Origin of the sequence: Polynucleobacter sp. MWH-P3-07-1, from assembly GCF_018687555.1 — a bacterium.
In the GTDB taxonomy this organism is placed as follows: Bacteria; Pseudomonadota; Gammaproteobacteria; order Burkholderiales; family Burkholderiaceae; genus Polynucleobacter.
Genome location: NZ_CP061296.1, coordinates 714,774 through 738,409 on the forward strand (window position 1 = coordinate 714,774; position 23,636 = coordinate 738,409).

At 49.1% G+C, this 23,636-nt stretch carries 20 protein-coding genes and 1 pseudogene; 20 read left to right on the forward strand and 1 reads right to left on the reverse strand.

The genetic code is table 11. From position 1 onward, the window contains the following. Positions 1 to 2: 2 nt before the first annotated feature. The 12 genes and pseudogenes from dnaX (at position 3) to rlmD (ending at position 14,653) form a co-directional block, all read left to right on the forward strand. A complete protein-coding gene (dnaX, locus tag ICU98_RS03760) occupies positions 3 to 1,688 on the forward strand; it encodes a DNA polymerase III subunit gamma/tau (RefSeq protein WP_215352830.1) in 1,686 nt (561 codons plus the stop codon). Between the two features lie 36 nt (positions 1,689 to 1,724). Continuing rightward, positions 1,725 to 2,045 carry a YbaB/EbfC family nucleoid-associated protein gene (locus ICU98_RS03765; protein ID WP_215352831.1) on the forward strand — a complete coding sequence of 107 codons (321 nt, stop codon included), beginning with the start codon at positions 1,725 to 1,727 and terminating at the stop codon, positions 2,043 to 2,045. Positions 2,046 to 2,065: 20 nt separating this feature from the next. Further along, entirely contained in the window at positions 2,066 to 2,689 is a 624-nt protein-coding gene (gene recR / locus ICU98_RS03770; protein WP_215352833.1) for a recombination mediator RecR, read from the forward strand. 129 nt (positions 2,690 to 2,818) lie between these two features. Next, positions 2,819 to 4,228 carry a carbohydrate porin gene (locus ICU98_RS03775; protein WP_251365385.1) on the forward strand — a complete coding sequence of 470 codons (1,410 nt, stop codon included), beginning with the start codon at positions 2,819 to 2,821 and terminating at the stop codon, positions 4,226 to 4,228. A gap of 155 nt (positions 4,229 to 4,383) precedes the next feature. Next, positions 4,384 to 5,835, forward strand: coding sequence for a TolC family protein (locus ICU98_RS03780; protein ID WP_251365386.1), 1,452 nt, complete (start codon positions 4,384 to 4,386; stop codon positions 5,833 to 5,835). 10 nt (positions 5,836 to 5,845) lie between these two features. Further along, the gene (locus tag ICU98_RS03785; RefSeq protein WP_215352834.1) at positions 5,846 to 7,114 is read left to right on the forward strand and encodes an efflux RND transporter periplasmic adaptor subunit; all 1,269 of its coding nucleotides are present in this window, start codon (positions 5,846 to 5,848) and stop codon (positions 7,112 to 7,114) included. Between the two features lie 9 nt (positions 7,115 to 7,123). Continuing rightward, entirely contained in the window at positions 7,124 to 10,186 is a 3,063-nt protein-coding gene (locus tag ICU98_RS03790) for an efflux RND transporter permease subunit (protein ID WP_215352835.1), read from the forward strand. Between the two features lie 54 nt (positions 10,187 to 10,240). Then, positions 10,241 to 11,014 (forward strand): 5'/3'-nucleotidase SurE, encoded by a 774-nt coding sequence (gene surE, locus ICU98_RS03795; protein WP_215335513.1) that lies wholly within the window; start codon positions 10,241 to 10,243, stop codon positions 11,012 to 11,014. Positions 11,015 to 11,043: 29 nt separating this feature from the next. Further along, a pseudogene (locus ICU98_RS03800) lies at positions 11,044 to 11,667 on the forward strand (protein-L-isoaspartate(D-aspartate) O-methyltransferase); the annotation flags it as partial. Positions 11,668 to 11,693: 26 nt separating this feature from the next. Continuing rightward, on the forward strand, positions 11,694 to 12,458 hold the full coding sequence (locus ICU98_RS03805) for a peptidoglycan DD-metalloendopeptidase family protein (protein WP_215352836.1): 765 nt from the start codon (positions 11,694 to 11,696) through the stop codon (positions 12,456 to 12,458). A 13-nt stretch (positions 12,459 to 12,471) separates the two neighbouring features. Then, the gene (locus tag ICU98_RS03810) at positions 12,472 to 13,293 is read left to right on the forward strand and encodes a 3'-5' exonuclease (protein ID WP_215352837.1); all 822 of its coding nucleotides are present in this window, start codon (positions 12,472 to 12,474) and stop codon (positions 13,291 to 13,293) included. Continuing rightward, positions 13,244 to 14,653, forward strand: a complete 1,410-nt coding sequence (gene rlmD, locus ICU98_RS03815) for a 23S rRNA (uracil(1939)-C(5))-methyltransferase RlmD (RefSeq protein ID WP_215352838.1) — start codon at positions 13,244 to 13,246, stop codon at positions 14,651 to 14,653. The genes ICU98_RS03810 and rlmD overlap by 50 nt, the downstream gene beginning before the upstream one ends. An 85-nt stretch (positions 14,654 to 14,738) precedes the next feature. On the opposite strand, the gene ICU98_RS03820 is transcribed toward rlmD, so the two are convergent. Continuing rightward, positions 14,739 to 15,440: a Bax inhibitor-1 family protein gene (locus ICU98_RS03820; protein WP_215335518.1), complete on the reverse strand. Its 702-nt coding sequence runs from the start codon at positions 15,438 to 15,440 to the stop codon at positions 14,739 to 14,741. A gap of 268 nt (positions 15,441 to 15,708) precedes the next feature. Here ICU98_RS03820 and ndk point away from each other — a divergent pair, with 268 nt between their 5' ends. The 8 genes from ndk (at position 15,709) to hfq (ending at position 23,582) form a co-directional block, all read left to right on the forward strand. Continuing rightward, a complete protein-coding gene (ndk, locus tag ICU98_RS03825) occupies positions 15,709 to 16,134 on the forward strand; it encodes a nucleoside-diphosphate kinase (protein ID WP_112203774.1) in 426 nt (141 codons plus the stop codon). Positions 16,135 to 16,211: 77 nt separating this feature from the next. Then, positions 16,212 to 17,357 carry a 23S rRNA (adenine(2503)-C(2))-methyltransferase RlmN gene (rlmN, locus tag ICU98_RS03830; RefSeq protein ID WP_251365405.1) on the forward strand — a complete coding sequence of 382 codons (1,146 nt, stop codon included), beginning with the start codon at positions 16,212 to 16,214 and terminating at the stop codon, positions 17,355 to 17,357. A gap of 2 nt (positions 17,358 to 17,359) precedes the next feature. Beyond that, positions 17,360 to 18,631 (forward strand): flavodoxin-dependent (E)-4-hydroxy-3-methylbut-2-enyl-diphosphate synthase, encoded by a 1,272-nt coding sequence (ispG, locus tag ICU98_RS03835; protein WP_371818440.1) that lies wholly within the window; start codon positions 17,360 to 17,362, stop codon positions 18,629 to 18,631. Between the two features lie 13 nt (positions 18,632 to 18,644). Continuing rightward, positions 18,645 to 19,961, forward strand: a complete 1,317-nt coding sequence (hisS, locus tag ICU98_RS03840) for a histidine--tRNA ligase (RefSeq protein ID WP_215352839.1) — start codon at positions 18,645 to 18,647, stop codon at positions 19,959 to 19,961. Positions 19,962 to 20,020: 59 nt separating this feature from the next. Beyond that, complete coding sequence (locus ICU98_RS03845) at positions 20,021 to 20,680, forward strand: tetratricopeptide repeat protein (RefSeq protein WP_215352840.1); 660 nt, start codon at positions 20,021 to 20,023, stop codon at positions 20,678 to 20,680. A 20-nt stretch (positions 20,681 to 20,700) separates the two neighbouring features. Continuing rightward, positions 20,701 to 21,831, forward strand: a complete 1,131-nt coding sequence (gene bamB / locus ICU98_RS03850) for an outer membrane protein assembly factor BamB (protein WP_251365387.1) — start codon at positions 20,701 to 20,703, stop codon at positions 21,829 to 21,831. Beyond that, the gene (der, locus tag ICU98_RS03855; protein WP_215335522.1) at positions 21,828 to 23,192 is read left to right on the forward strand and encodes a ribosome biogenesis GTPase Der; all 1,365 of its coding nucleotides are present in this window, start codon (positions 21,828 to 21,830) and stop codon (positions 23,190 to 23,192) included. Before bamB ends, der begins: the two co-directional genes overlap by 4 nt. A gap of 147 nt (positions 23,193 to 23,339) precedes the next feature. Then, on the forward strand, positions 23,340 to 23,582 hold the full coding sequence (gene hfq / locus ICU98_RS03860; RefSeq protein WP_112203785.1) for an RNA chaperone Hfq: 243 nt from the start codon (positions 23,340 to 23,342) through the stop codon (positions 23,580 to 23,582). Positions 23,583 to 23,636: the final 54 nt, after the last annotated feature.

Consider the following 23,636-nt stretch of genomic DNA (forward strand, 5'->3'; position numbering starts at 1 on the left):
ATATGACCGCATTAGCCTTAGCCCGTTCGTGGCGCCCTAAAACTTTTTCCGAATTGGTAGGACAAGACCATGTGGTTAAGGCTTTGACCCATGCCTTGGATCAGGGACGTTTACACCACGCATGGCTCTTTACTGGCACTCGCGGTGTGGGTAAAACGACGATTGCCCGCATTATGGCCAAGGCGCTTAATTGCATCGGTGAAGATGGTCAAGGAAAAATGACCTCCACACCGTGTGGCAAATGCTCTGCTTGCACGGCAATCGATCAAGGTCGCTTTGTTGACTATATTGAGATGGACGCAGCGAGTAATCGTGGCGTTGATGAGATGGCTACTCTATTAGAGAAAGCCGCCTACGCACCCAGTAACGCTAGGTATAAGGTCTACATGATTGACGAGGTGCACATGCTCACCAATCATGCCTTTAATGCCATGCTCAAGACCCTTGAAGAACCACCCGAGCACGTCAAGTTCATTCTGGCAACTACCGATCCGCAAAAGATCCCCGTCACTATTCTGTCGCGCTGCTTGCAGTTCAATCTCAAGCAAATGCCAGTACCCCTGATTGTTGAGCACTTAGAGAAAGTGCTTGCCGCAGAAAAAGTCGATTACGAAACCAATGCACTGCGCGTGATTGCCAAAGCTGGGCAAGGCTCGATGCGCGATGCTTTATCCCTAACAGACCAAGCGATTGCCTACGCCGCCGGTAAAGTCACCGAAGAATCGGTCCGCGGCATGCTCGGCACACTCGATGATGCGTATTTGATTCAGATTCTGGATGCACTCGCGAGCAAAGATGGCGTGACCTTACTCAATATCAGTAATGAGATGGGTGAGCGCAGTATGTCTTTCTCATTAGCTCTGCAAGATCTATCGAGCTTGATCCAAAAGATTGCTGCTGCACAAATTGTTCCTGAGTCGGTATTAGAAGATTGGCCAGAGGCAGCAGAAGTGCGCCGTTTAGCCAAAGTCTTTACCAAAGAAGAGATTCAGCTCTTTTATCAAATCAGCATCACTAGCCGACCTGACTTATCGCTTGCCCCTGATGAGCAAACGGGCTTTGCCATGACCTTGCTGCGCATGCTCGCATTTAGACCTGCCGGCTCAGAGCCTCAAGCTCTTAAAGCCAATGGAGCAAATACCACTCCCTCGCGGCCTGCAGCGCCACCAGCCAGAACAGCAATGCCAAGCAATCGTAGTGAACCCAGAGCGGCTGCTCCAGCACCAATCAAAACTGCTGCTCCTGCTGCTTTCACTCCCGCTCCTGCCGCCCCAGCTAGCCCAAAGCCACCGGCCGCATCGAGCGAGCGACCTGACTGGCATACCTTGATGCGTGCCTTACCGATTAAGGGATTAGTGCAGCAGCTCGCTTTTCAGACTGAGTTGCAAGATTGGGCCGATTCCGCGGCAGGGATTAAGGCCACAATTGTGACTCCCACACCTTCGCTCGCATCGGATGCTTCTGTAGCTCGTTTAACGGAAGTGTTGACTGCGCACTTTGGTAAACCCATCAAGCTCACAATTGAAAAAGGTGAAGTCGAAGGTAAGAGTGTGGCCAAGATTGATGCAGCGATTCATCAAGAGAAAAGACAAACTGCCGAACAAATGATTGCAGCCGATCCGTTTATCCAAGCGCTAGAAAAAGAGTTTGGCGCGAAGGTGGTTGGTGGTTCTGTAAAGCCGCTATAAATCAATTGCTACTGATACGTACTAAGGAAGAATACGATGATGAAGGGTGGAATTGCGGGTTTGATGAAACAAGCCCAGCAGATGCAAGAGAAGATGAAAAAAGCGCAAGATCAACTTGCTGCTTTAGAAGTGACTGGCCAAGCCGCGGGTTTAGTCAAAGTGACGGTCTCAGGTAAGAATGAGCTTAAGCGGGTACAGATCGAACCCGGCGCCATGGATGATCGCGAGATGCTTGAAGATCTCATCGTGACTGCCTATGCCGATGCCTTCAAACAAGTTGAAGCAGCGAGTAGTCAATTGATGTCCGGTGCAACGGCAGGGATGCCAATGCCACCCGGATTTAAGTTGCCCTTCTAATTACTCATTGATCAACCCTGATGGCTCGCCCTGAAGTTCCTCAAGACGCATTGCACCGATTAATCGAGGCATTGCGTGTTTTGCCTGGAGTAGGGCCTAAGTCTGCGCAGCGCATGGCCTTCTATTTATTGCAGCATGATCGCAATGGTGCAGCAGTACTGGCTCAATCTCTTGGTGAAGCAGTCGAGACCGTAGGGCACTGCGCGCGCTGCAATACCTTTTCTGAAGACCAGATTTGCTCTACCTGCTCGGATGGACGGCGTGATCCCTCTTTGCTCTGCATTGTGGAGACACCTGCCGATCAAATCATGGTGGAGCAAACCCTGAGCTTTAAGGGAAATTATTTTGTGCTGATGGGTCGCATCTCACCCCTAGATGGCATGGGCCCCAATGAAATTCATTTTGATCGTTTGATGATCCGAATTGAAAACCCCGATGCCGGAGTGCCTGTCAGAGAAGTGGTACTAGCTACCAATTTCACGAGCGAAGGGGAGGCCACTGCCCATTACATCGGTGAAGTACTCAAGGCCAAAGGCATTAAGGTCACCCGCATTGCCAGGGGCATACCGGTGGGTGGTGAGCTCGAGTACGTCGATGCGGGAACACTCGCCCGAGCCATGATGGATCGCCGCACATTAGGCTAAATAGCCCACCAGTAGTGCACTGACAGCCAGTCGATGCCCTTTTTTAATGTAAATTAGGCAACTTTTCACAAATTAGACATATTTTCTCATTTACAATGAGAATCATTCCTATTTACAAGCAAGGTTGTTTTGAAGCGTTTCCACCTCTATCTCATTGCCTGCTTGCTCAGTACGCTTTGCTTTGCTGCTTTTGCCCAAAAAGCAGGGACTGGCGCCGATCAAATATCGAGTATCGAACAGCCAATCAGTTGGTTTCCGACCGAGTATTCCATCGGCAGCATGCCGGTGAATGTTCACGGTCAAACAACCTATATCAACCAGCGCTATAACAATTTCACGGCATCCTATTCTGGACTGAACAGTATGTCGGCCCAAAAGTCGATGAGCTACACCTGGTCTGGCACATTGTTCTTTGGCGCTCGAATCTTGCCGGATACCGATGTGTATTTCAACCCAGAGGTCTTTTCAGGGGTGCCATTTTCAGGATTGGTTGGTTTAGCTGGCTTTACAAACGGTGAAGCCAATAAAGCGGCCGGCTCTCAAGCGAAGTTTTACTCAGCGCGTGCCTTTGTGCGACACACTATTAATCAAGAGGGTGACAAAGTCGAGCTGGCAGATGAAGCTAACCAAATCTCTCAAATTGTCAGTAGCAATCGCGTAGTGCTGACGGGCGGACAGTTTTCTGTTCTCGATATTTTTGATGACAGTACTTACGCCAAGGATCCCCGCATTCAATTCATGAACTGGGGTAATTTGACTTATCTAGCTTATGACTATGCGGCGGATGCCCGAGGCTATAGCTGGGGCTTAGCGGGTGAATGGTATCGAGATAACTGGGTCTTGCGTGCAGCTCGCATGTTAGCGCCTAAAGATCCGAATGGACGCGATTTGAACTGGCAAATCTTCCAATCGTACGGCGATCAGGTGGAGGTCGAGCGTCAGCACAATATTGGCGGTTTGCCCGGCAAGGTGAGTGTTCTAGCTTATCGCAACAAAATGGTCTTGGCACGCTTTCAGGATGCAACGAATTACGTCCTGCAAAACAACGCCCAAGGTAGCCAAGCGATCAACAATGTCCGCACCAATGAGCAATTCAAAACTGGTATCGGTATCAATGGTGAGCAGGCTTTAAGCAATACCGTTGGTATCTATGGGCGCGCCTTTACCTCCGATGGCCATTCGGAAACCATGTCGTTTACAGAAGCTGACAATTCTTTATCGGTAGGCGCCAGCATTAATGGCCTGAACTGGAATCGAGAGAAAGATACGATTGGTATCTCGATGATGCAAAACGGCTTATCAAGCTACCGACGTCAATATCTGCAAGCAGGCGGGGTCTCTTATTTCATTGGCGATTACGCCAGCCCAAGCCAGACCATTACTTATAAGTCTGAGCAAATTGCCGAGCTTTACTACAACGCCTTATTGGTCAAGAACGTCCTGCTTGGAGTGAACTACCAACATGTGAATAACCCTGCCTACAACTCGGCTCGAGGCCCAGTGCAGATCTATTCCTTTCGGGTCCATGCCGAGTTTTAATTATTGTGTTTAGAATCAATAAGTTAAGAATTTACTATTAATCGGAAATACATATTTCTACCTTATAATCCGTGCACTATAGGCCTTAATTGCTGGATTTGATCACTATTACGCAGCTAGAGAGACCATTGAGCTATTTATTAAATAAACAAAACTTGCAAAGTTCGCAAACACTGCGCGCTGGTTTTGTCCTTGCTCTCACCTTTATCTCATTTACTGCTTTTGCTCAAACCGATCCCTTCGCCATCACCACGCCGAGCCCATCGACCAATAATGTCGGCAAGGCATCTGTTGAAGTTCGCTCTGGTGCAAATCTTGCTGCTCCAGCAGCGGAACCCGAACGCAGAGTATTAGCAGACTCAAAAACACTCGATGCCAAACGCAATGCCAGCGAGATGGATTTACGCCAGCTGTGGAATGAGTTGCGTGCCAACAATCCGCAATTAATCGCTGCGCGTGAATCCTACTTTGCTGCTAAAGCCACCGTACCGCAAATCGGTGCACCAGCCAATCCCCAAGTCGGCTTGATTTGGTCAGGCATGCCAGCCGGTTCCCCTTTGGCATTAGGGACCGCAGGTACCAATCCGAACGGACAGAATGGTTACTCCTTTGCCCAGCCGTTTCAGTTTCCAGGCAAGAAGAGCTTAGCGTCTGAGATTGCCGACAAGGGTGCTGAATCGATTCAGGCACAAAACGATAATTTGTATTTACAACTCGGCTCACAGTTAGCCACGATGTATTACAGCACCTTAGCTGCGCAACAACAACTCAAAGTCTTAAGTGATACCGTCATTCGTACTGAACTAATTAAGAATATTGCCAAGGCGCGTTACAGCAATCACGCCGCTGCTTATGTCGAGTATCTCAATGCCCAAGTTGCGCAGAGCTCTGCTGAGTCTGACAAGTTCAATCTTGAGCGTCAATTGAGTGTGGCTTATAAGAGCATCAATGTCATGATCGGGCGCGACCCCCGTCAAAAGATTGCTTTACGCGGTGATGCCGGTGCAGCAATGGGCAAGATTCCTTCACTGCTGGAGCTAGAGTCTTACGCAGAAGGCTTTCATCCCATTTTGAAGAGTACCAATTTGCAGCTCGAAGCAGCGAAGAAGGGCGTTACCCTAGCTAAAGCAGCTTACTTGCCCGACTTTCAGGTGGTGGCTTCTCAGTACACCCCGAATCGTGGGCCGTTTACTTCCAATAATGGTCAGATGTATTACCAGATGGAATTTGATATCGTGATTCCGCTGTATTTCTTCACCAAAGAGAAGTATGGTGTTGAGCAAGCCCTGCGTAACCAAGGTGCTGCCGAAGCGAATGATGTTGCCGCCAAACAGCAAGTGGTTCTGGGGGTCGATTCTGCTTATGCTACCTATGAGCAAGCCAAGAAATATGTTGAGTTCTTAAGAGACCGTCAGGTGCCTCAAGCGGATGCTGCCTATCGGGTCGCGATTACCCAGTACGCCAACAATGGTCAAGGATTCAGTGATTTACTCACAGCCCAAACTCAGTTAAGAACCTTAGAGATTCAATTAGCCCTTGCAAAAAGCAATTTACTGCAAGCTCAGGCAGCTTTATTGGCCTCAGCTGGTAAAGACCCCATCGAATAGGTGAACGCCCATGTTGAAAAAATACCTAGAGAAATTACAACCCTATCTCGATAAGCTCAAACCTTATTGGGAGAAGGCTCGCCCTCATGCTGAAGCAGCTTTAGCGAAAGGCCAAGATTTCTACAAGCATGCTGAAGAAGTTGCTAAACAAAAATGGGCGCAGCCACGCTTTCGATTGATTGCCTCACTAGTTGCCGCTTTAGTGGTGGGCGTCATTATTGGCATGATCTTTGCGCCAAGCAAAGATGACAGCGCTACTGCACATAAAACGATTTCAGTAGATAAGACCGGCATCATTAATCTTTCATTGCCTGGCGTAACGCTCTCACCGGATGTATTTGAGTTTTATCAGACCGGCGAGTCGACTGCCCCCATCATGCTGTCTGTACCAGGACGTTTGGCCTATAACGCCGAGCGGGTTAAAGTCATCTCAGCCCGCGCGCCAGGAAGAGTAGAGCGCATTTACGCCTTTGATGGTGCTGTTGTAAAAGAGGGCAATGCCGTAGCGGACTTCTACAGCCCAGATTACGTATCTGCCCAAACGGAATACATTCTGTCGTCCAAGATGGTGGCAGCACTCAATAAAGCAGATGTTGGCACTTTGTATCAAGATGCTAAAGATACCCAAGAGGCCGCTGCTAATCACCTCCGGATTCTGGGGGGTAGCAATCAAGACATTCAAAGACTCAGAACAACTGGCCTTGCTAGTCCGACATTCCCGATTCGGGCACCGATTCAAGGTGTAGTGATTAAGCGTGCTGTCGATCCCGGTGCTTATCTCAATACAGGCGATGTTCTAGCAACGATTGCTGATCCTAAAAACCTGTGGTTTGTTGGTAATGTTTATGAGCAGGACATCAGCAAGATCCATGTGGGCGATATCTTCCATCTGAAAGTGGAAGCATTTCCTGAGCGGGACTTTGTAGCGAAAGCCAATTATGTGGGCGCATCGATTGACCCAACAACCCATGCCTTAGTGATCCGTTGTGAAATCGAAAATGCGGATGGCTTGCTCAAGCCTGAGATGTTCGCAACCGGCACTTTGGAAGTGGGCACAACGACTGCCGTTGTCATTCCGACTTCTGCTTTGATCCAAGCGCGCAATGCCCGTTTTGTGATTATCAAGACCGGCCCAGAATCCTACAGCCGCTTGCCAGTGTATGGCTTTGAGTTGAATGATCACGAGTTTGCGGTGACCGATGGCTTAACTCCGCACCAAACGCTCTTGATCAAAGGCGCTACTTTGCTTAACCAACGCTTTGCTCGAGAAGAAGATTAAGGCTGAGTCATGAACATCAATAACGTCCTCAAGCGACGCTTACTGATTCTGCTCCTTGCCGTAGGTTTGCTTGCGGCAGGTATCTCGAGCTTTCTGAAGCTCCCACTGCAGGCTTATCCTGGTGTAGCCCCGTTAACGGTGCAATCGATTGCCCAATGGCCTGGTGCCAGTACTGCGCAAATCGAGCAACAAATTACGATCCCGGTTGAGAACAGCCTGGCTGGTATTGCTGGCGTCCAAGTCTTCCGCTCTGTTTCTTTATTTGGCTTATCGGTAGTGACTGTGAAATTTAAAGACGGCGAAGATAGCTTTAAAGCCCGTCAACTGGTCAATAGTGCAATTAATAATTTGACCCTGCCGGCGGGAGCATCGATTGCGATTAGTCCAGATTCTGATGCCACTGGTGAAATCATGCGTTATGTGGTCGAGAGCACCTATGCCTCACCAATGGCGCTCAAGACCTTTCAGGATTACGAGATTTACAAAGAGCTCAAGCATGTGCAGGGCGTGCCTGATATTTCCTCATTTGGCGGTAAGACACGTCAGTATCAAATCATCATTACCCCTGGAGCACTGCTAGCGAAAAATGTGACGCTACAACAGTTGGTGACTGCGGTGACTAACTCCAACGTGAACGTTGGTGGTGGCTTATTGCCGGTAGGTGAGCAGCAGCTCGTGGTGCGTGGGGTTGGTTTGCTGCAATCGATTGACGATATGAAGCGCATTGTGATTGCGGTGAATAACGGAGTAGCAGTGCGGGTTGGTGATGTGGCGGATGTGGTGGTCGGTAACGCATTGCGCCAAGGCATGTTCCAGTATCAAGATAATCCAGATGCCGTAGAGGGGGTGGTGCTACTCAAGCGCGGTGAAAATGCCTCCGAAGTGCTTAAGCGGGTGAAGGAAAAAATTCAGGAGCTCAATACCTCCTTATTGCCACCTGGTATCGATATTTTCCCATTCTATGATCGCCAAGTTCTGTTGGATATCACTTTGAACACGGTAAAACACACCTTGTTCTTTGGTATCTCATTGGTTTTGATCATTCTGTATATCTTCTTGGGTAACTTCAAGGCAGCCGGAGTAGTTGCTGCAGTGATTCCGCTAGCGTTATGCGTTTCTTTCTTCAATATGGATCAATTCCATGTGCCTGCCAACTTAATTTCCTTAGGGGCGATTGACTTCGGCGTGATTGTGGATGCGGCAGTGATCGTGATGGAAAACGTCATGCGCCACTTAGAGGAGCGCCACACCAAGCTCAATCAAAGCATTGTGCTGGGTACCAGCGAAGTGCAGCGCGCCATGGTCTTCTCTACCGGCATCATCATTACCGCGTATTCACCATTGTTCCTCATGGGTGGAGTAGAAGGCATCATCTTCCGTCCAATGGCCTTTACGATGGGCTTCGCACTCTTGGCCTCGATCATCTTGAGCTTGACCTTCGTGCCAGCGATGATCTCGTACATCTTCAAGGAAGGCGAAGAGCATCATCCTCCTCAGTTTGTGGAAAAGATGTTGGGCGTTTACAAACCCTTGCTGCGCCATCTAGTAGATCGCCCTAAACAGGTGTTAATGGCTGCAGTCGGCTTGCTCTTGTTTACGATCATCAGTGCTACCCAATTAGGTACCGAGTTTTTGCCTACCTTGGAAGAGAATAATCTCTGGGTACGTGTCACCTTACCTAACACGGTTGATCTGAAATACTCAGTTGAGCTAGCCAATCAAATTCGTGAAGAGTTTAAGAATCAGCCTGAAGTGAAGTATGTTTCAGTACAGATTGGTCGTCCTGACGACGGTACGGATCCTACGGGTGTGTTTAACCAAGAATTCGGCGTTTACTTTAAGGCGCCTCAAGATATGCCAGCAGGCGCCGGTAAGAAACAGTTGGTCAAGAGATTGGAAAAATATCTCAATGGTTTGCCTGGCGTGGACTACACCTTCTCGCAATACATTCAAGACAACGTCAACGAGGCTCTCTCAGGCGTGAAGGGGGAGAACTCCGTCAAGATTTTCGGTAATGATCTCGAGGTTTTAGATCAACAAGCCCGCGATGTGATTAAGCAATTGCGCAGGGTGAACGGTATTGTGGATGAAGGTATCTTCACCGAGCTGGGTCAACCCACGCTGAACGTTGAGATCGATCGCGCTAAATGCGCTCGCTTTGGTATTAATGTCAGTGATATTCAAAATCTCGTTGCCTATTCCATCGGTGGCACACCCATCACCAATGTTCTGGAAAATGAGAAAACTTTTGGTTTGGCGGTTCGTCTCAACGTCGATAGTCGCAACACCGTTGAGTCAATTCGTTCTCTATTAATTGATACTGCTGATGGCAGTCGGGTTCCTTTAACGATGGTGGCTAATGTTGCTGTCTCAGATGGTCCTTTCTATATCTATCGAGAATCTGGCCGTCGTTATATTGCGATTAAGTTCAGTGTACGTGGTCGCGACTTGGGTAGCGCTGTAAAAGAAGCCCAACATCTTGTTGATGAAAATGTCAGCGTACCGAATGGTTACAGAATTACTTGGGATGGCCAATTTAATCAGATGAAGATTGCTCAGAAAAAGTTAATGATGATTGTTCCATTAACACTGCTTGCGATTGCCTTATTGCTCTATAGCGCCTTCGGTAATTTCCGTGATGCACTCGTTGTGCTCTTGAACGTGCCATTTGCAGCGATTGGCGGTATTTTGATTCTCTTGATTACGGGTGAGACTTTCAGTATTTCAGCGGGCATTGGCTTCTTGTCACTCTTCGGGATTGCGATTCAGGATGGTGTGATCTTGATTTCTTATATTAATAAGCTGTCGCGTTCAGACAGCCATGACATCAAAGATACGATCGTGGAGGGTGCCTCTTTGCGGATGCGCCCCGTCGTCATGACGGCCTTACTTGCTGGCTTGGGTCTCTTGCCTGCTGCGATTTCTCATGCGATTGGTTCAGAGGCGCAGCGCCCACTGGCCTTGGTGATTGTGGGCGGTATGGTCACTACCACCTTGCTGACTTTGCTGGTTCTGCCGGTTCTGTATGCTTGGATTCGTTCCCGCGAGCTCGATAAGCGCCGCCTTGCCTAAGCTTGGCTGGACTCTTCCCCTAGAGCCCAGCTAAATACTTGGCATAATTGACCGATGCATATCTTGATCTCCAACGATGATGGCTATTTGGCCCCAGGCCTATTAGCCCTCGTAAACGCTATTCGCCCTTTGGGCAAAGTTACCGTGATTGCTCCTGAGCAAAATCATAGCGGTGCCTCCAACTCCTTAACCCTCTCTAGACCACTCTCGATTCATCGGGTGGCCGGTGGTGAGCGTGATGGCTTTATCTTCATCAACGGCACTCCAACCGATTGCGTGCATATTGCGATGACCGGTTTCTTAGATGAAAAGCCCGACCTGGTGGTTTCCGGAATTAATCAGGGCGAGAACATGGGTGAAGACGTTTTGTATTCTGGAACTGTTGCCGCTGCAGTGGAAGGGGTGATGTTTGGTGTGCCTGGCATTGCCTTCTCGCAAATTGATCGGGGCTGGGCTCGGATTGATGATGCCGCTAAAGCAGCGCATGACATCGTCGCGCAAATGATTGCTAATCCCTTGAGTAAAGAAGAGGGCAATGCAACCTTGCTCAATGTCAACATTCCCAATCGTTCCTATGCTGATCTCAATCGCTGGCGCGTCACCCGTTTGGGTAATCGTCACCATTCTCAACCGGTGGTGGTGCAACAAAACCCCCGTGGTGAACCGATCTATTGGATCGGTGCTGCTGGTGATGCCAAAGACAGCTCGAGTGGGACAGACTTTCATGCGATTGATGAAGGCTGCATCTCGATTACACCAATGCAGCTCGATTTAACCCATCATGCCCGTTTGGCTGCAATGCGAGCCAATGGCTGGGATCGCGGTTGAAATCAGCGGCTGAACGTTTTGCCGGGCATCGCCAAGCCTTAGCGGCTAAGGTGCACGCTGCAGGTGTCAAGCATGGTAAAACCCTTGAGGCCATTGCCACTGTGCCACGCCATGCTTTTATGGATGCCGGCTTGCATCCTCAGGCCTACGAAGACTCTGCATTACCGATCGGCCATCAACAAACGATTTCTAAGCCATCGGTCGTCGCCCGCATGATTGAGATTCTGCATAAGCCTAAACATCCCCTGGGTAAAGTGCTTGAGATTGGCACCGGCTGTGGCTACCAAGCAGCGGTCTTAAGTCTGCTTGCACAAGAGGTCTATTCCATTGAGCGCATTCGGCCTTTGCACGATCTGGCCCGAGAAAAGCTACGCCCCTTTCGGATTAAAAACTTGCGACTCATCTATGGTGACGGCATTTTGGGCTTGCCCCAAGCGGCACCATTTGACGGAATTATTCTCGCTGCTGCCGGCTTGGGTATCCCAGATGCCTTGCTAGATCAACTCGCTATTGGAGGGCGCTTGGTTGCCCCCGTAGCCAGGAATGAGAAAGAGCAACAATTGGTGATGGTGGAGAGAATGAGTTCCCACCGCTATCAAAGGACTGTGCTGGACGAGGTCTTTTTTGTCCCCTTACAATCAGGGGTAGTATGAAAATATTCCTTTTAAGGCCTTCTTTCATGTCCAGGTCAGTCTTAGCGCTATTGCTCTCATCTGCCATGATCTTCATGGTTGGTTGTTCTGTGCCTCGGACTAAACCTGCTAATGTGGTCGATCGTTCTGGTGGGGCGAGTGAGCCTGCGCCTCCGGGCTATTACCGGGTGAAGAAGGGCGACACCCTAGCGCGCATTGCTTTGGATAACGGCCAAGCGCCTCGTGATGTAGCGCAGTGGAATATTGCAGAAAATCCCAAGTTCAATCCCAATCTGATTGAGGTGGGTGATTTGGTGCGGGTAAAAGCGCCTACAGGATCAAAAATGGCTGCTAAGCCAATGGAGAAGAAAGCCCCAGTCGATAGCTCGAAAGCGGATAGCAGCAAAGCCGAAACTAAGGCTGATGACAGCAAAACCGAAATGGTTGCTGAGCCTGGCATTCGTTTAGCTTGGCCAGCCAAGGGCAAGGTGACACAGGACTTTAGCGAAAGCAATAAAGGGATCAATATCGCTGGTAAGCTCGGCGAGCCAGTGACAGCCGCTGCCGATGGCAAAGTGGTCTACGCTGGGAACAGCTTGCGCGGTTACGGCAATCTCGTGATTGTGAAACACGACAACACCTACTTAACTGCCTATGCTTACAACAAAACCCTCTTGGTTAAAGAGGGGGATATTGTTAAAAAGGGTCAGAAGATTGCTGAGATGGGTGATACCGATACCAATGCAGTGCAGCTCCACTTTGAGCTGCGCGTCAATGGCAAGCCAGTAAACCCTACCCCTTATTTGCAATAAGTCTTGCTGATTCATGGCAACCGTTCTCGTCTTTGATATTGAAACCATTCCGGATGTAGCGGGCTTACGTCGCCTAGATGATTTACCAGCCTCACTATCGGATGCTGAAGTGGCTCAAAAAGCCATGGCTGATCGCTTGGCAAAGACGGGTAGTGATTTTCTGCCCTTGTACTTACAGAAAATCATCGCTATTTCTTGTGTGATTCGTCGCACGACTAAAGAGGGTCTGCCACAAATAAAGGTTGGCACCTTAGGTGCACCACAAGATGATGAGAAGGTATTGGTACAGGCCTTCTTTGATCTGATTGAAAAATACACTCCACAACTGGTCTCTTGGAATGGCAGCGGTTTTGATTTGCCTGTCCTTCATTACCGTGCTCTGGTAAATCACATTCAAGCGTCTCGCTATTGGGAGATGGGTGAGAGCCAAGAGAACGATAGCCGCGACTTTAAGTGGAATAACTACATCAGTCGTTATCACATGCGCCATCTCGACATGATGGATCTCTTGGCTAAATTTAATGGCAGAGCGAACGCACCGCTCGATGGTCTAGCCAAGCTGTGTGGCTTTCCAGGCAAGATGGGGATGGATGGCAGTCAGGTCTGGCCTGCTTATCAAGATGGCAAGATTGATGAGATCCGCGCCTATTGCGAAACCGATGTGGTCAACACTTATCTCATGTATTGCCGCTTTCAACTGATGCGCGGTGGTTTCTCATTGGCTGAGTATCAAGAAGAGATTGCTTTTGTGAAGGCCTATCTCGAAACCCAGTCCAAAGAGCCTCATGGTTCGCAATGGCAAGAATATCTCCAAGGTTTTGCTGGAGATGCCTGATCCAGTTTGGGTCGAGTCACTCGACCTAGAAGCACAAGGCATTGCTCGCCTTGCTCCCACTGAGGAGCAGCTAGCCGAAGGGCAGAGTGGCAAAGTGCTATTTATTCAAGGGGCACTCCCTACCGAGCGAGTTACTTACACCGTCACCCGAGAAAAAGCCCGCTTTAGCAAAGCCAAGGTCGACCAAATACTCAAGCCTGCCGTATTTAGAGCAGAGCCAAAGTGCAAAGCTTTTGGAGTGTGTGGCGGTTGCACCATGCAACACTTAGACATTCAAGCACAGATCGCCATGAAGCAACGGGTGCTTGAAGATGATCTGAAGCACATTGCCAAAACCCAGCCTGAAGAAATTCTGCGGCCTCTGGGTGGCCCGACTTGGGAGTATCGCCATCGTGCTCGATTCAGTGTCGTGAACCGCTCCATCAAAAAAGGCACAGTGCTGGTAGGTTTTCATGAAAACAAGAGTGGCTATGTTGCCGATATGACCGCCTGTGAGATTCTGCCTAAGCGAGTCTCTGAGCTACTCATCCCGCTGCGCAAACTCGTGATGGAACTATCGATCGTGGATGATGTGCCACAGATTGAGTTAGCGGTGGGGGAGGATGACGTTATTGCCTTAGTCTTTCGGATTCTTAAACCGCTCACGCAGTCTGACGAGCAGATTCTGAAAACCTTTGCTGATGAAAACAAAGTCTGGATCTGGCTACAACCCAAAGGCATCGATACCGTCGCGCCGTTCTTTCCCCAAACGGGCAAGCTGTGCTATCGACTCCCTGAGTTTGAGATTGAGATGCCCTTTAAGCCGGCGGATTTTACGCAAGTCAATCACTTGATGAACCGCGCATTGGTCAGCAAAGCCATCAAACTCCTAGAGCCACAACAGGATGAGCGGATTTTGGATCTCTTCTGTGGCATTGGCAATTTCACACTCGCATTAGCGAGAAGAGCCAAGAGTGTGATGGGTATCGAAGGTCTAGCGAGCTTGACTGAAAGAGCGAAAGCCAATGCCATCCACAACGGCCTAGAGCATCAAGTCAGCTTCATGCAAAGTAATTTATTTGAAGTCACGCCAGAGATAATCCAAGCTTGGGGCAAAGCAGATCGCTGGTTAATTGATCCACCCCGTGAAGGCGCAATGGAAATCTGTCAAGCATTGGCGAACATTCATGAGCAGCAGGGCGAAGATATCTCACTCTTGCCGAAGCGGATTGTGTATGTCTCCTGTAATCCCAAAACCTTAGCAAGAGACATCGACATTTTGTGTAATCAAGCTGGCTACACACTTAAGAGTGCGGGCATCGTTAATATGTTCCCTCATACATCTCATGTGGAATCTATTGCTGTGTTTGATAAGAAATAAAGCAAGAGAAAAGGTAATCAAATAGGCAACAAAAAAGGCACCGCAAGGTGCCTTTCTGTTAGATCACTCCATGAAGAGAATCTAATTAACGACGATCACCGCCAAAGATGCCCAGTAAAGCGAGCAAGTTGGTAAAGACGTTGTAGACGTCTAGGTAGATCGCTAAAGTCGCCATGATGTAATTGGTCTCACCACCATTAATCACCCGCTGGACATCCACCAAGATGAAAGCAGAGAAGATGGCGATAGCTAGAACCATGACGGTCAACATCAGAGCAGGCAATTGCAACCAGATATTTGCTAGGGAGGCCACGATCAAGAGCAGTACGCCAACCATCAGCCATTTACCCATACCAGCAAAATCACTCTTGCTGACTGTAGCAATCGTTGCCATCGTGGCAAAAATAGCGGCAGTGCCGCCAAAGGCCAACATGATCAGTGCAGCGCCATTGCTATAGCTGTTGAGCGTAAAGCCCACCAAGCGAGACAACATGACCCCCATGAAGAAGGTAAAGCCAAGGAGGAGTAGAACGCCTACGCCAGTGTCTTTATTTTTCTCAATCGCCCAGAAGAAACCAAAGGCAATCGCCATAAAGACGATGAAGCCCATAAATGGACTACCAGCAAAGAGACTGAGATTGAGGGTAATACCGAGCCATGCGCCAATCACTGTTGGGATCATGGACAGCGCCAAGAGGGCATAGGTATTGCGCAGGACGCGGTTGCGAACTGCGGGGGTGCTAATCGAGCTGGATTGCCCAAAGCCGTAAGAGTTCAGATCACTCATATTGACTCCTTCTTTGTAATAAATACACAAGTTCATCAAGAACTATTGACATTAAGTATAGACAAAGGAGGTGAATTTCAAGCCCTAGAGTAGGAGTACCCCACTAGCCAGTGAGGAATAGGCCCTGATATCCAGTAAATTCAATGGCTTAGCCCTACTAGACTAAGGGTAAATACCCCTTTGGGATGTATAATTCGGGGGTCGTTAAAGCGTCCCTCGCGGAATCTCGCTTTAACCCCAATTTATAAAATTACAAATGGAGTTTTGCATGGCAATTGAGCGCACCCTTTCTATTATCAAACCAGATGCAGTAGCCAAAAACGTGATCGGTAAGATCTATGACCGTTTTGAGCAAGCCGGTTTGAAAATCATCGCTTCCAAAATGGCGCATCTGTCACAGTCTGAAGCTGAGCAGTTTTACTCAGTACATAAAGAGCGTCCTTTCTTCAAAGACCTCGTGAGCTTCATGATTTCCGGTCCAGTGATGATTCAAGTGTTGCAAGGTGAAGGCGCGATTGCAAAGAACCGTGACTTGATGGGCGCTACTGATCCTAAGAAAGCAGAGAAGGGCACCATTCGTGCTGACTTTGCAGATAGCATTGACGCAAATGCCGTACACGGATCTGACGCTCCTGAAACGGCTGCTGTGGAAGTGGCTTTCTTCTTCCCTGGTATGCAAGTATTCAATCGTTAATCCGATTGCATTATTGATATAAAGTTTTTGCATTGACCTCCCCGCGCGTAAATCTCTTGGATTTTGACGCCGACCAAATGGCGGCGTATGTCGCGGGGTTGAACGAAAAGCCCTTTCGGGCAAAGCAACTGATGCAGTGGATACACCAACGCGGTATATCTGACATCAATGAAATGAGTGATCTGGCTAAAAGCTTCAGAGCGACACTCCTCGATAAAGCCGAAGTTGTTTCACTACCCGTTATCAAAGACGAGCACGCGCATGACGGCACCCGTAAGTGGTTGCTGGATGTGGGGGCTGGCAATGCCGTGGAATCGGTTTTCATTCCGGAAGATGACCGCGGAACTCTATGCATCTCTTCGCAAGCAGGCTGTGCGGTCAATTGCCGTTTTTGCTCCACCGGTCATCAAGGCTTCTCTCGTAACCTTACTTCAGGCGAGATCATTGGCCAGCTCTGGTTTGCAGAGCACCTACTGCGCAATGACCCTGAAGCGATTCGTCGCATTGAACTCTACCCAACCCCAGGCTATGAGCATACGGGTAGGGTGATCTCCAATGTGGTCATGATGGGTATGGGCGAGCCTTTGCTCAATTACGACAATGTCGTGAGTGCCTTGCACCTGATGCTCGATGATCGTGCTTATGGTTTATCTCGTCGTCGTGTCACCGTATCGACTTCTGGCGTAGTGCCGATGATTGATCGACTGGCGCAAGATTGCCCAGTAGCCTTGGCAGTTTCCTTGCACGCACCCAACGATGCCTTGCGTGATCAGCTCGTACCTTTGAACCAAAAGTATCCGCTCAAAGAGCTGCTCGATGCCTGTGAGCGTTATCTGCCTTTTGCTCCCAGAGACTTCTTGACCTTCGAGTACTGCATGCTCGATGGTATTAACGATTCAGATATTCAGGCAAAAGAACTCGTGCGCTTGCTCAAAAACATCAAGTGCAAAGTCAATCTCATCCCTTTTAATCCTTTCCCAGAATCTGGACTAAAGCGTTCTACTAATCAACGCATTCATGCCTTTGCCAATATCTTGCTTGAGGCAGGGATGGTTGCTACGGTCCGCAAGACCCGCGGTGATGATATCGCTGCAGCATGTGGTCAATTAGCTGGTGATGTGGTCGATCGCACCAGAGTGCGTGAACGCGCTGTGCACGATAGTGAAATTGTTCCATCCAAGGAACACAAAATTGAATGGCTGGATCGCTTGGATTCTGAGTAATCATGACTGATCCCTATATGCATTGCTTACCCCCATTACCGCTTGGACCTAGTCCCAAGAGGGCGACCCGCCAAGCAACAGTAGCTTGGAAAACCAACCTCATCACCGTCGGTGGCGATGCCCCAGTGCGCGTGCAGTCAATGACCAATACGGATACTGCGGATGCAGTTGGTACGGCCATCCAAGTGAAAGAATTAGCACGTGCTGGTTCTGAGATGGTGCGGATTACCGTGAATACTCCTGAGGCTGCAGCAGCAGTTCCCTATATTCGGGAGCAATTAGACAAGATGGATGTCTTGGTGCCATTAATCGGCGACTTCCATTACAACGGCCATACTTTATTAAAAGACTTCCCAGAGTGCGCGAAAGCCTTATCCAAATACCGTATTAATCCCGGGAATGTCGGTAAGGGCGCTAAGCGCGATCCGCAATTTGCCCAAATGATTGAAGCGGCTTGCCAATACGACAAGCCCATTCGGATTGGTGTGAACTGGGGGAGCTTGGATCAAGAACTCTTGGCCAGCATTATGGATAGCAATGCCGCGCTAGCCAATCCGAAGTCGGCACAAGAGGTGATGATTGAAGCATTGATTCAGTCGGCATTGCAATCGGCCGAGAAAGCAGTTGAGCTTGGGATGAACCCCAATCAAATTATGTTGTCTTGCAAAGTCAGTAATGTGCAAGACCTCGTTGCCGTCTATCGTGATCTCTCACGTCGCTCTGACTATCCTTTGCATCTTGGTTTAACCGAGGCTGGCATGGGTAGCAAAGGGATTGTGTCTTCTACTGCAGCCATGGCGATTCTCTTGCAAGAGGGCATTGGCGATACGATTCGTGTTTCCTTAACTCCAGACCCAGGCGCGCCGCGTGAGAATGAAGTGATCGTGGCTCAAGAGATCTTGCAAACCATGGGATTGCGCAATTTCACACCCATGGTGATTGCTTGCCCCGGTTGTGGCCGCACCACAAGCACTACTTTCCAAGAACTGGCTGCCGATATTCAGTCTTACTTGCGTCAGCAAATGCCGGTTTGGAAAAAGACCCACCCTGGCGTTGAGAATATGAACGTTGCGGTAATGGGCTGTATCGTGAATGGCCCTGGTGAGAGTAAGCACGCCAATATCGGTATCTCCTTGCCGGGCACTGGCGAAACCCCCGCAGCCCCAGTATTTGTGGACGGCGTTAAAGTGAAGACGCTCAGAGGTGACAATATCGCTCAGGACTTCCAAGTGATCGTAGAAGAATACGTGGCACAACACTACGCCACCAAATAGAACTTGCAAAAACATGACCGATTCAAAGACCAATAAGCTCACTAAGATTAATGCCGTACGCGGTATGAATGATTTATTGCCTGCCGATGCTCAGGCTTGGCAACATCTCGATCACGTCTTGCAAGATCTCACCCGTGCCTACGGCTATGAATACCTCCGTACTCCTATTGTCGAAATGACGGCCGTCTTTCAACGAGGTGTAGGCGAGGCAACCGATATTGTTGAAAAAGAAATGTATTCCTTTGAGGATCGCCTTAACGGTGAACAACTGACATTACGTCCTGAGGGAACTGCTGCGATTGTGCGAGCCGTGATTGAAAATAATTTGATCTACGAAGGCCCTAAACGGCTTTGGTATACCGGCCCCATGTTCCGTCATGAGCGCCCACAACGTGGCCGCTATCGTCAGTTCCATCAATTTGGGATCGAAGCGCTGGGTTTTGCCGGCCCCGATATCGATGCTGAAATTATTCTCATGGGTCAACGCCTCTGGGATGAGTTGGGTCTCAAGGGCGTCCGCCTGGAAATTAACTCACTAGGTCAGGCTGATGAAAGAGCGCAACATCGTGCTGCACTGGTCACTTACTTTGAGCAGCATAAAGACAGCTTGGATGAAGATTCACAGCGTCGTCTATTGACTAATCCCTTACGCATTTTGGATTCGAAGAATCCCGAGATGCAGAGTTTGGTTGAGGGCGCTCCTAAATTATTGGATTTCTTAGGCGAGCAATCCTTAAAGCATTTTTCATCAGTACAAGACTTGCTTAAAGCAAACAACATCCCTTGCAAAATTAATCCCCGTTTAGTGCGCGGCTTGGATTATTACAACCTGACCGTATTTGAGTGGGTGACCGATGAGTTGGGTGCGCAGGGCACGATCGCCGGCGGTGGACGTTACGATCCCCTCATTGAACGTATGGGTGGTAAAGCAGCTCCTGCTTGTGGTTGGGCAATGGGCATGGAGCGCGTCCTCGAGTTAATGAAGGTCTCAGGCTCATTACCGGAATCCACCCCTCAATGTGATGTCTACCTATTGCATCAAGGTGGAGAAACCCTGAAGGCCGCATTGGTGATTGCGGAGCGTCTGCGCAATGCGGGTATTGATACGATTTTGTTCTGCCCCCCAGATGGTGAGTCGGCCAGCTTTAAATCGCAGATGAAGAAGGCAGATGCCAGCGGAGCAGCCTATGCCCTGATTATTGGACCCGATGAGCTCGAGAAAAATGAAGCCCAATTGAAGGATTTACGCGGTAGTGGTGAGCAGCAAGCCGTAGGGCTTGAGCAGGCTGTTGAGGCCGTGATTGATGCCTTAGTAGGCTCCACAGAATAGAATAGCTCTTGTACAGAGTATCTTTCTCTTTATTAATGAAATAAATAGTCCGGATTGTTATGCCTTTAGACCTAGAAGAACAAGAACAAGTTGACCAGCTCAAAGCATTCTGGGCCAAATACCGCAATATCATTACGAGCGTATTGACTGCCGTCTTGGTGATCTACGCAGGCTATACCGCTTATGAATGGTGGCGCAATAATCAAGCCGCAGAGGCGTCTAAGCTCTACAACACTCTCGTCACTTCAATTGGCAAAGGCGATAAAGAGCAGACTCTGCGTGCAGCAGATGATCTCGAGAAGCAATACTCTCGGACGACCTATGCGTCGATGGCCAGTCTGGTTGCGGCCAAGGTATCTGCAGATAATGGCAATACGGATAAAGCAATCGACTATTTGCGCTGGACAGCAGACCATGCTTCGAATGATGCTTATGAAGCACTGGGTAAATTGCGCCTCGTTACCCAGTTGATTGAGCGCGGCACTGCAAAAGATTTTGCAGAAGCCGATAGCATCTTGAAAGACAAGCCGGTCAAAGGCTTTGAGGTCCTGTGGTTAGAGCGTCGCGGTGATTGGTATTTGGCTCAGCAGAAAATTGCCGATGCAAAACAGTCTTACGAAGCTGCGTGGAAGCAATTGGATCAAACAAAAGAGTTTCCAGAGGAAGGGCGTCGCCTCCTTAAGGTCAAATTAGATGCGGTTGGAGGAGTAACTCAGTGAGTTCCTTAATGAGATCCAGTATGAAGTTCCTCTCTAGTGCATTGATGCTGGCATTGGCTGTCAGTCTAGTGGCCTGTTCGGGAAATAATCGGGTTCGTAAGCCCGCTGAATTAACTGAAGTCAAGAATCAATTTGAGCTGACTCCGGTATGGACTGCCAAGGTCAGCTCTTCAGATCCCTTTAACTTTCACTTAGCCGTTGCAGGCGATGGTGTCTATGCTGCATCCCATAACGGTGACTTGACTAAGCTGGACGTGATGAGTGGTAAAAAAGTCTGGTCTGTCGATGTTCCTGAAAAACTTTCCATTGGACCTGGTTCAGATGGCAACACGACTGTGGTGGTCAGCGGTAAAGGAACGGTTTACGCATTTGATGACACAGGAAAGCGGATCTGGGATGTCAATATCGGTAGCGAGGTGCTCACCGAGCCAGTAGTTGCAGCGGGAGTCGTTGTCATTCGCGCTTTGGATAATCGCTTTATCGGATTGGATGCGAAGACTGGTAAACAGAGATGGATCTATCAACGTCAACAATCTTCATTGTCATTGCGCGTCGGCTATGGCATGTTGGTGATTAGCGACCAAGTGATCGTGACTGGCTTTGCAGGCGGACGTTTTGGCATGATTGCTTTGGCGAACGGTGGTCTAATTTGGGAAACACCGATTTCCTTTCCGAAGGGATTCTCAGAGATCGAACGTTTAAATGATGTGACTGCGAAGCCCAGCATGGAAGGTGATGTGCTGTGTGCAGTCTCTTATCAAGGCCGCATTGGCTGTGGCCAAGCACGCGGCGGAAATTTACTGTGGTTTAAGGATTTCTCCAGCTTTACTGGCACCGCCCAAAGCCCAGATATGGTTTTCTCGGCCAATGAAAAATCAATCGTGACTGCATTTGCATCTAAGGATGGCAGTCAAATTTGGGAAAACACCAAACTACAAAATCGCGATGTGGGTGAACCACTTGCAATTGGTAGGGTGTTATTAATGGGTGATGCGCAAGGTTACCTGCACGCCTTTGATCAAACCAATGGCGAGGTGGTCTCACGTATTCGTCACGACAGTAGCCCCATTACCGCTGCGCCAATCGCAGTGGGTGGCTTGATCCTGGTGCAATCCCAGAGCGGAAAAATCGCAGCGTATAGCCCTAAATGAACCCAGTCATTACGATCGTCGGTCGCCCCAATGTGGGGAAGTCCACTCTTTTTAATCGCCTCACTCGCTCACGCGATGCGCTGGTTGCGGATTTTTCAGGTTTAACCCGTGACCGCCACTATGGCAAAGGCCGCATTGGCGAACGTGCATTTATCTGCGTTGATACCGGCGGCTTTGAGCCCGTAGCCAAAACCGGCATTGTGGCCGAGATGGCGAAGCAGACCAAACAAGCCGTCGCAGAATCGGACATCGTGATCTTCTTGGTGGATGGTCGCTTAGGCATGGCGCCACAAGATCGGGTGATAGCGGATTTCTTGCGCAAGACGGGTCGCCCCATCATTCTGGCAGTAAACAAAACAGAAGGCATGCAGGCTGGTGTCGTTACCGCTGACTTTCATGAACTGGGATTGGGTGAGCCATTTCCGATTTCATCGGCACATGGTGACGGCGTCAAGGGCTTGATTGATGATGCACTGGACTCGCTCGGCATTGCAGAGCCCGAGCCAGAAGCAGAGGGTGATGCAGCCAATCGCCCAGTGAAGATTGCGGTTGTAGGTCGTCCTAACGTTGGCAAGTCAACCCTCATCAATAAACTGATTGGTGAAGAGCGCGTAATCGCATTTGATATGCCGGGTACTACGCGTGATGCGATTGAAGTACCGTTTGAGCGCAATGGTAAGCCCTTCATCTTGGTCGACACTGCAGGCCTTCGTCGTCGCGGCAAAGTGTTCGAAGCGATTGAAAAGTTCTCAGTGGTGAAAACCTTGCAAGCCATTGCGGATTGCAACGTCGTGATTTTGATGCTCGATGCTCAGCAAGATATTTCAGAGCAAGATGCCCATATCGCCGGTTTTATTGTAGAAGCGGGCAGAGCGTTAGTGGTTGCAGTCAATAAGTGGGACGGGATTGATAGCTATGTCAAAGAACGTGCTCGTTTAGAGATTGCCCAAAAATTGCGTTTCTTGGATTTCGCGAATGTGCACCCCATCTCTGCCAAAAAAGGAACTGGGCTCAAGGAGCTTTTCAAAGATATCGATGCTGCATACGCAGCAGCAATGGCCAAGTTACCAACCCCGCGTTTGACTCGTATTTTGCAAGAAGCAGTCGAGCACCAACAGCCTAAACGAGTGGGTATGGGTCGTCCTAAATTGCGTTATGCACACCAAGGGGGCATGAATCCTCCGATTGTGGTGATTCATGGCACCTCATTGAGCGGTGTGACCGACAGCTATAAGCGCTATCTCGAGGGTCGTTTCCGAGACGTCTTCAAATTGCGGGGCACTCCACTCCGAATTCAGATGAATACCGCCAAAAACCCCTATGTCGATACGGATAAAGGCAAAAAGGGCAATAAACGGTGATGTAAAAAACGCCCAGATAGGCGTAAGATAGATACTCCCGCTGTCGGAAGTAAGCTGGAAAACAGTAGGAAAACAGCAGGAAAAAGCAGTCAATAAAAAAGCAAGACTCCCAAACTAAAAGCAAATCAATAATCGGTAAGGAGCAGTATGAGCACTAAACCCATTCAGTTATTACAAGACCCATTCTTAAATACCTTGCGTAAAGAGCATGTACCGGTATCGATTTATCTCGTGAACGGCATCAAACTCCAAGGCAATATTGAATCATTTGATCAGTATGTTGTGCTATTGCGCAATACTGTGACTCAGATGGTTTACAAGCATGCCATCTCAACCATTGTTCCTGCCCGTGCCGTGGAATTTCGTTTAGAAGAAGGTGGCTCTGTATAACACCGGAGTCGATGCGGCACGCGCCGTTCTGGTTGGAGTCGATACCGGACGCGA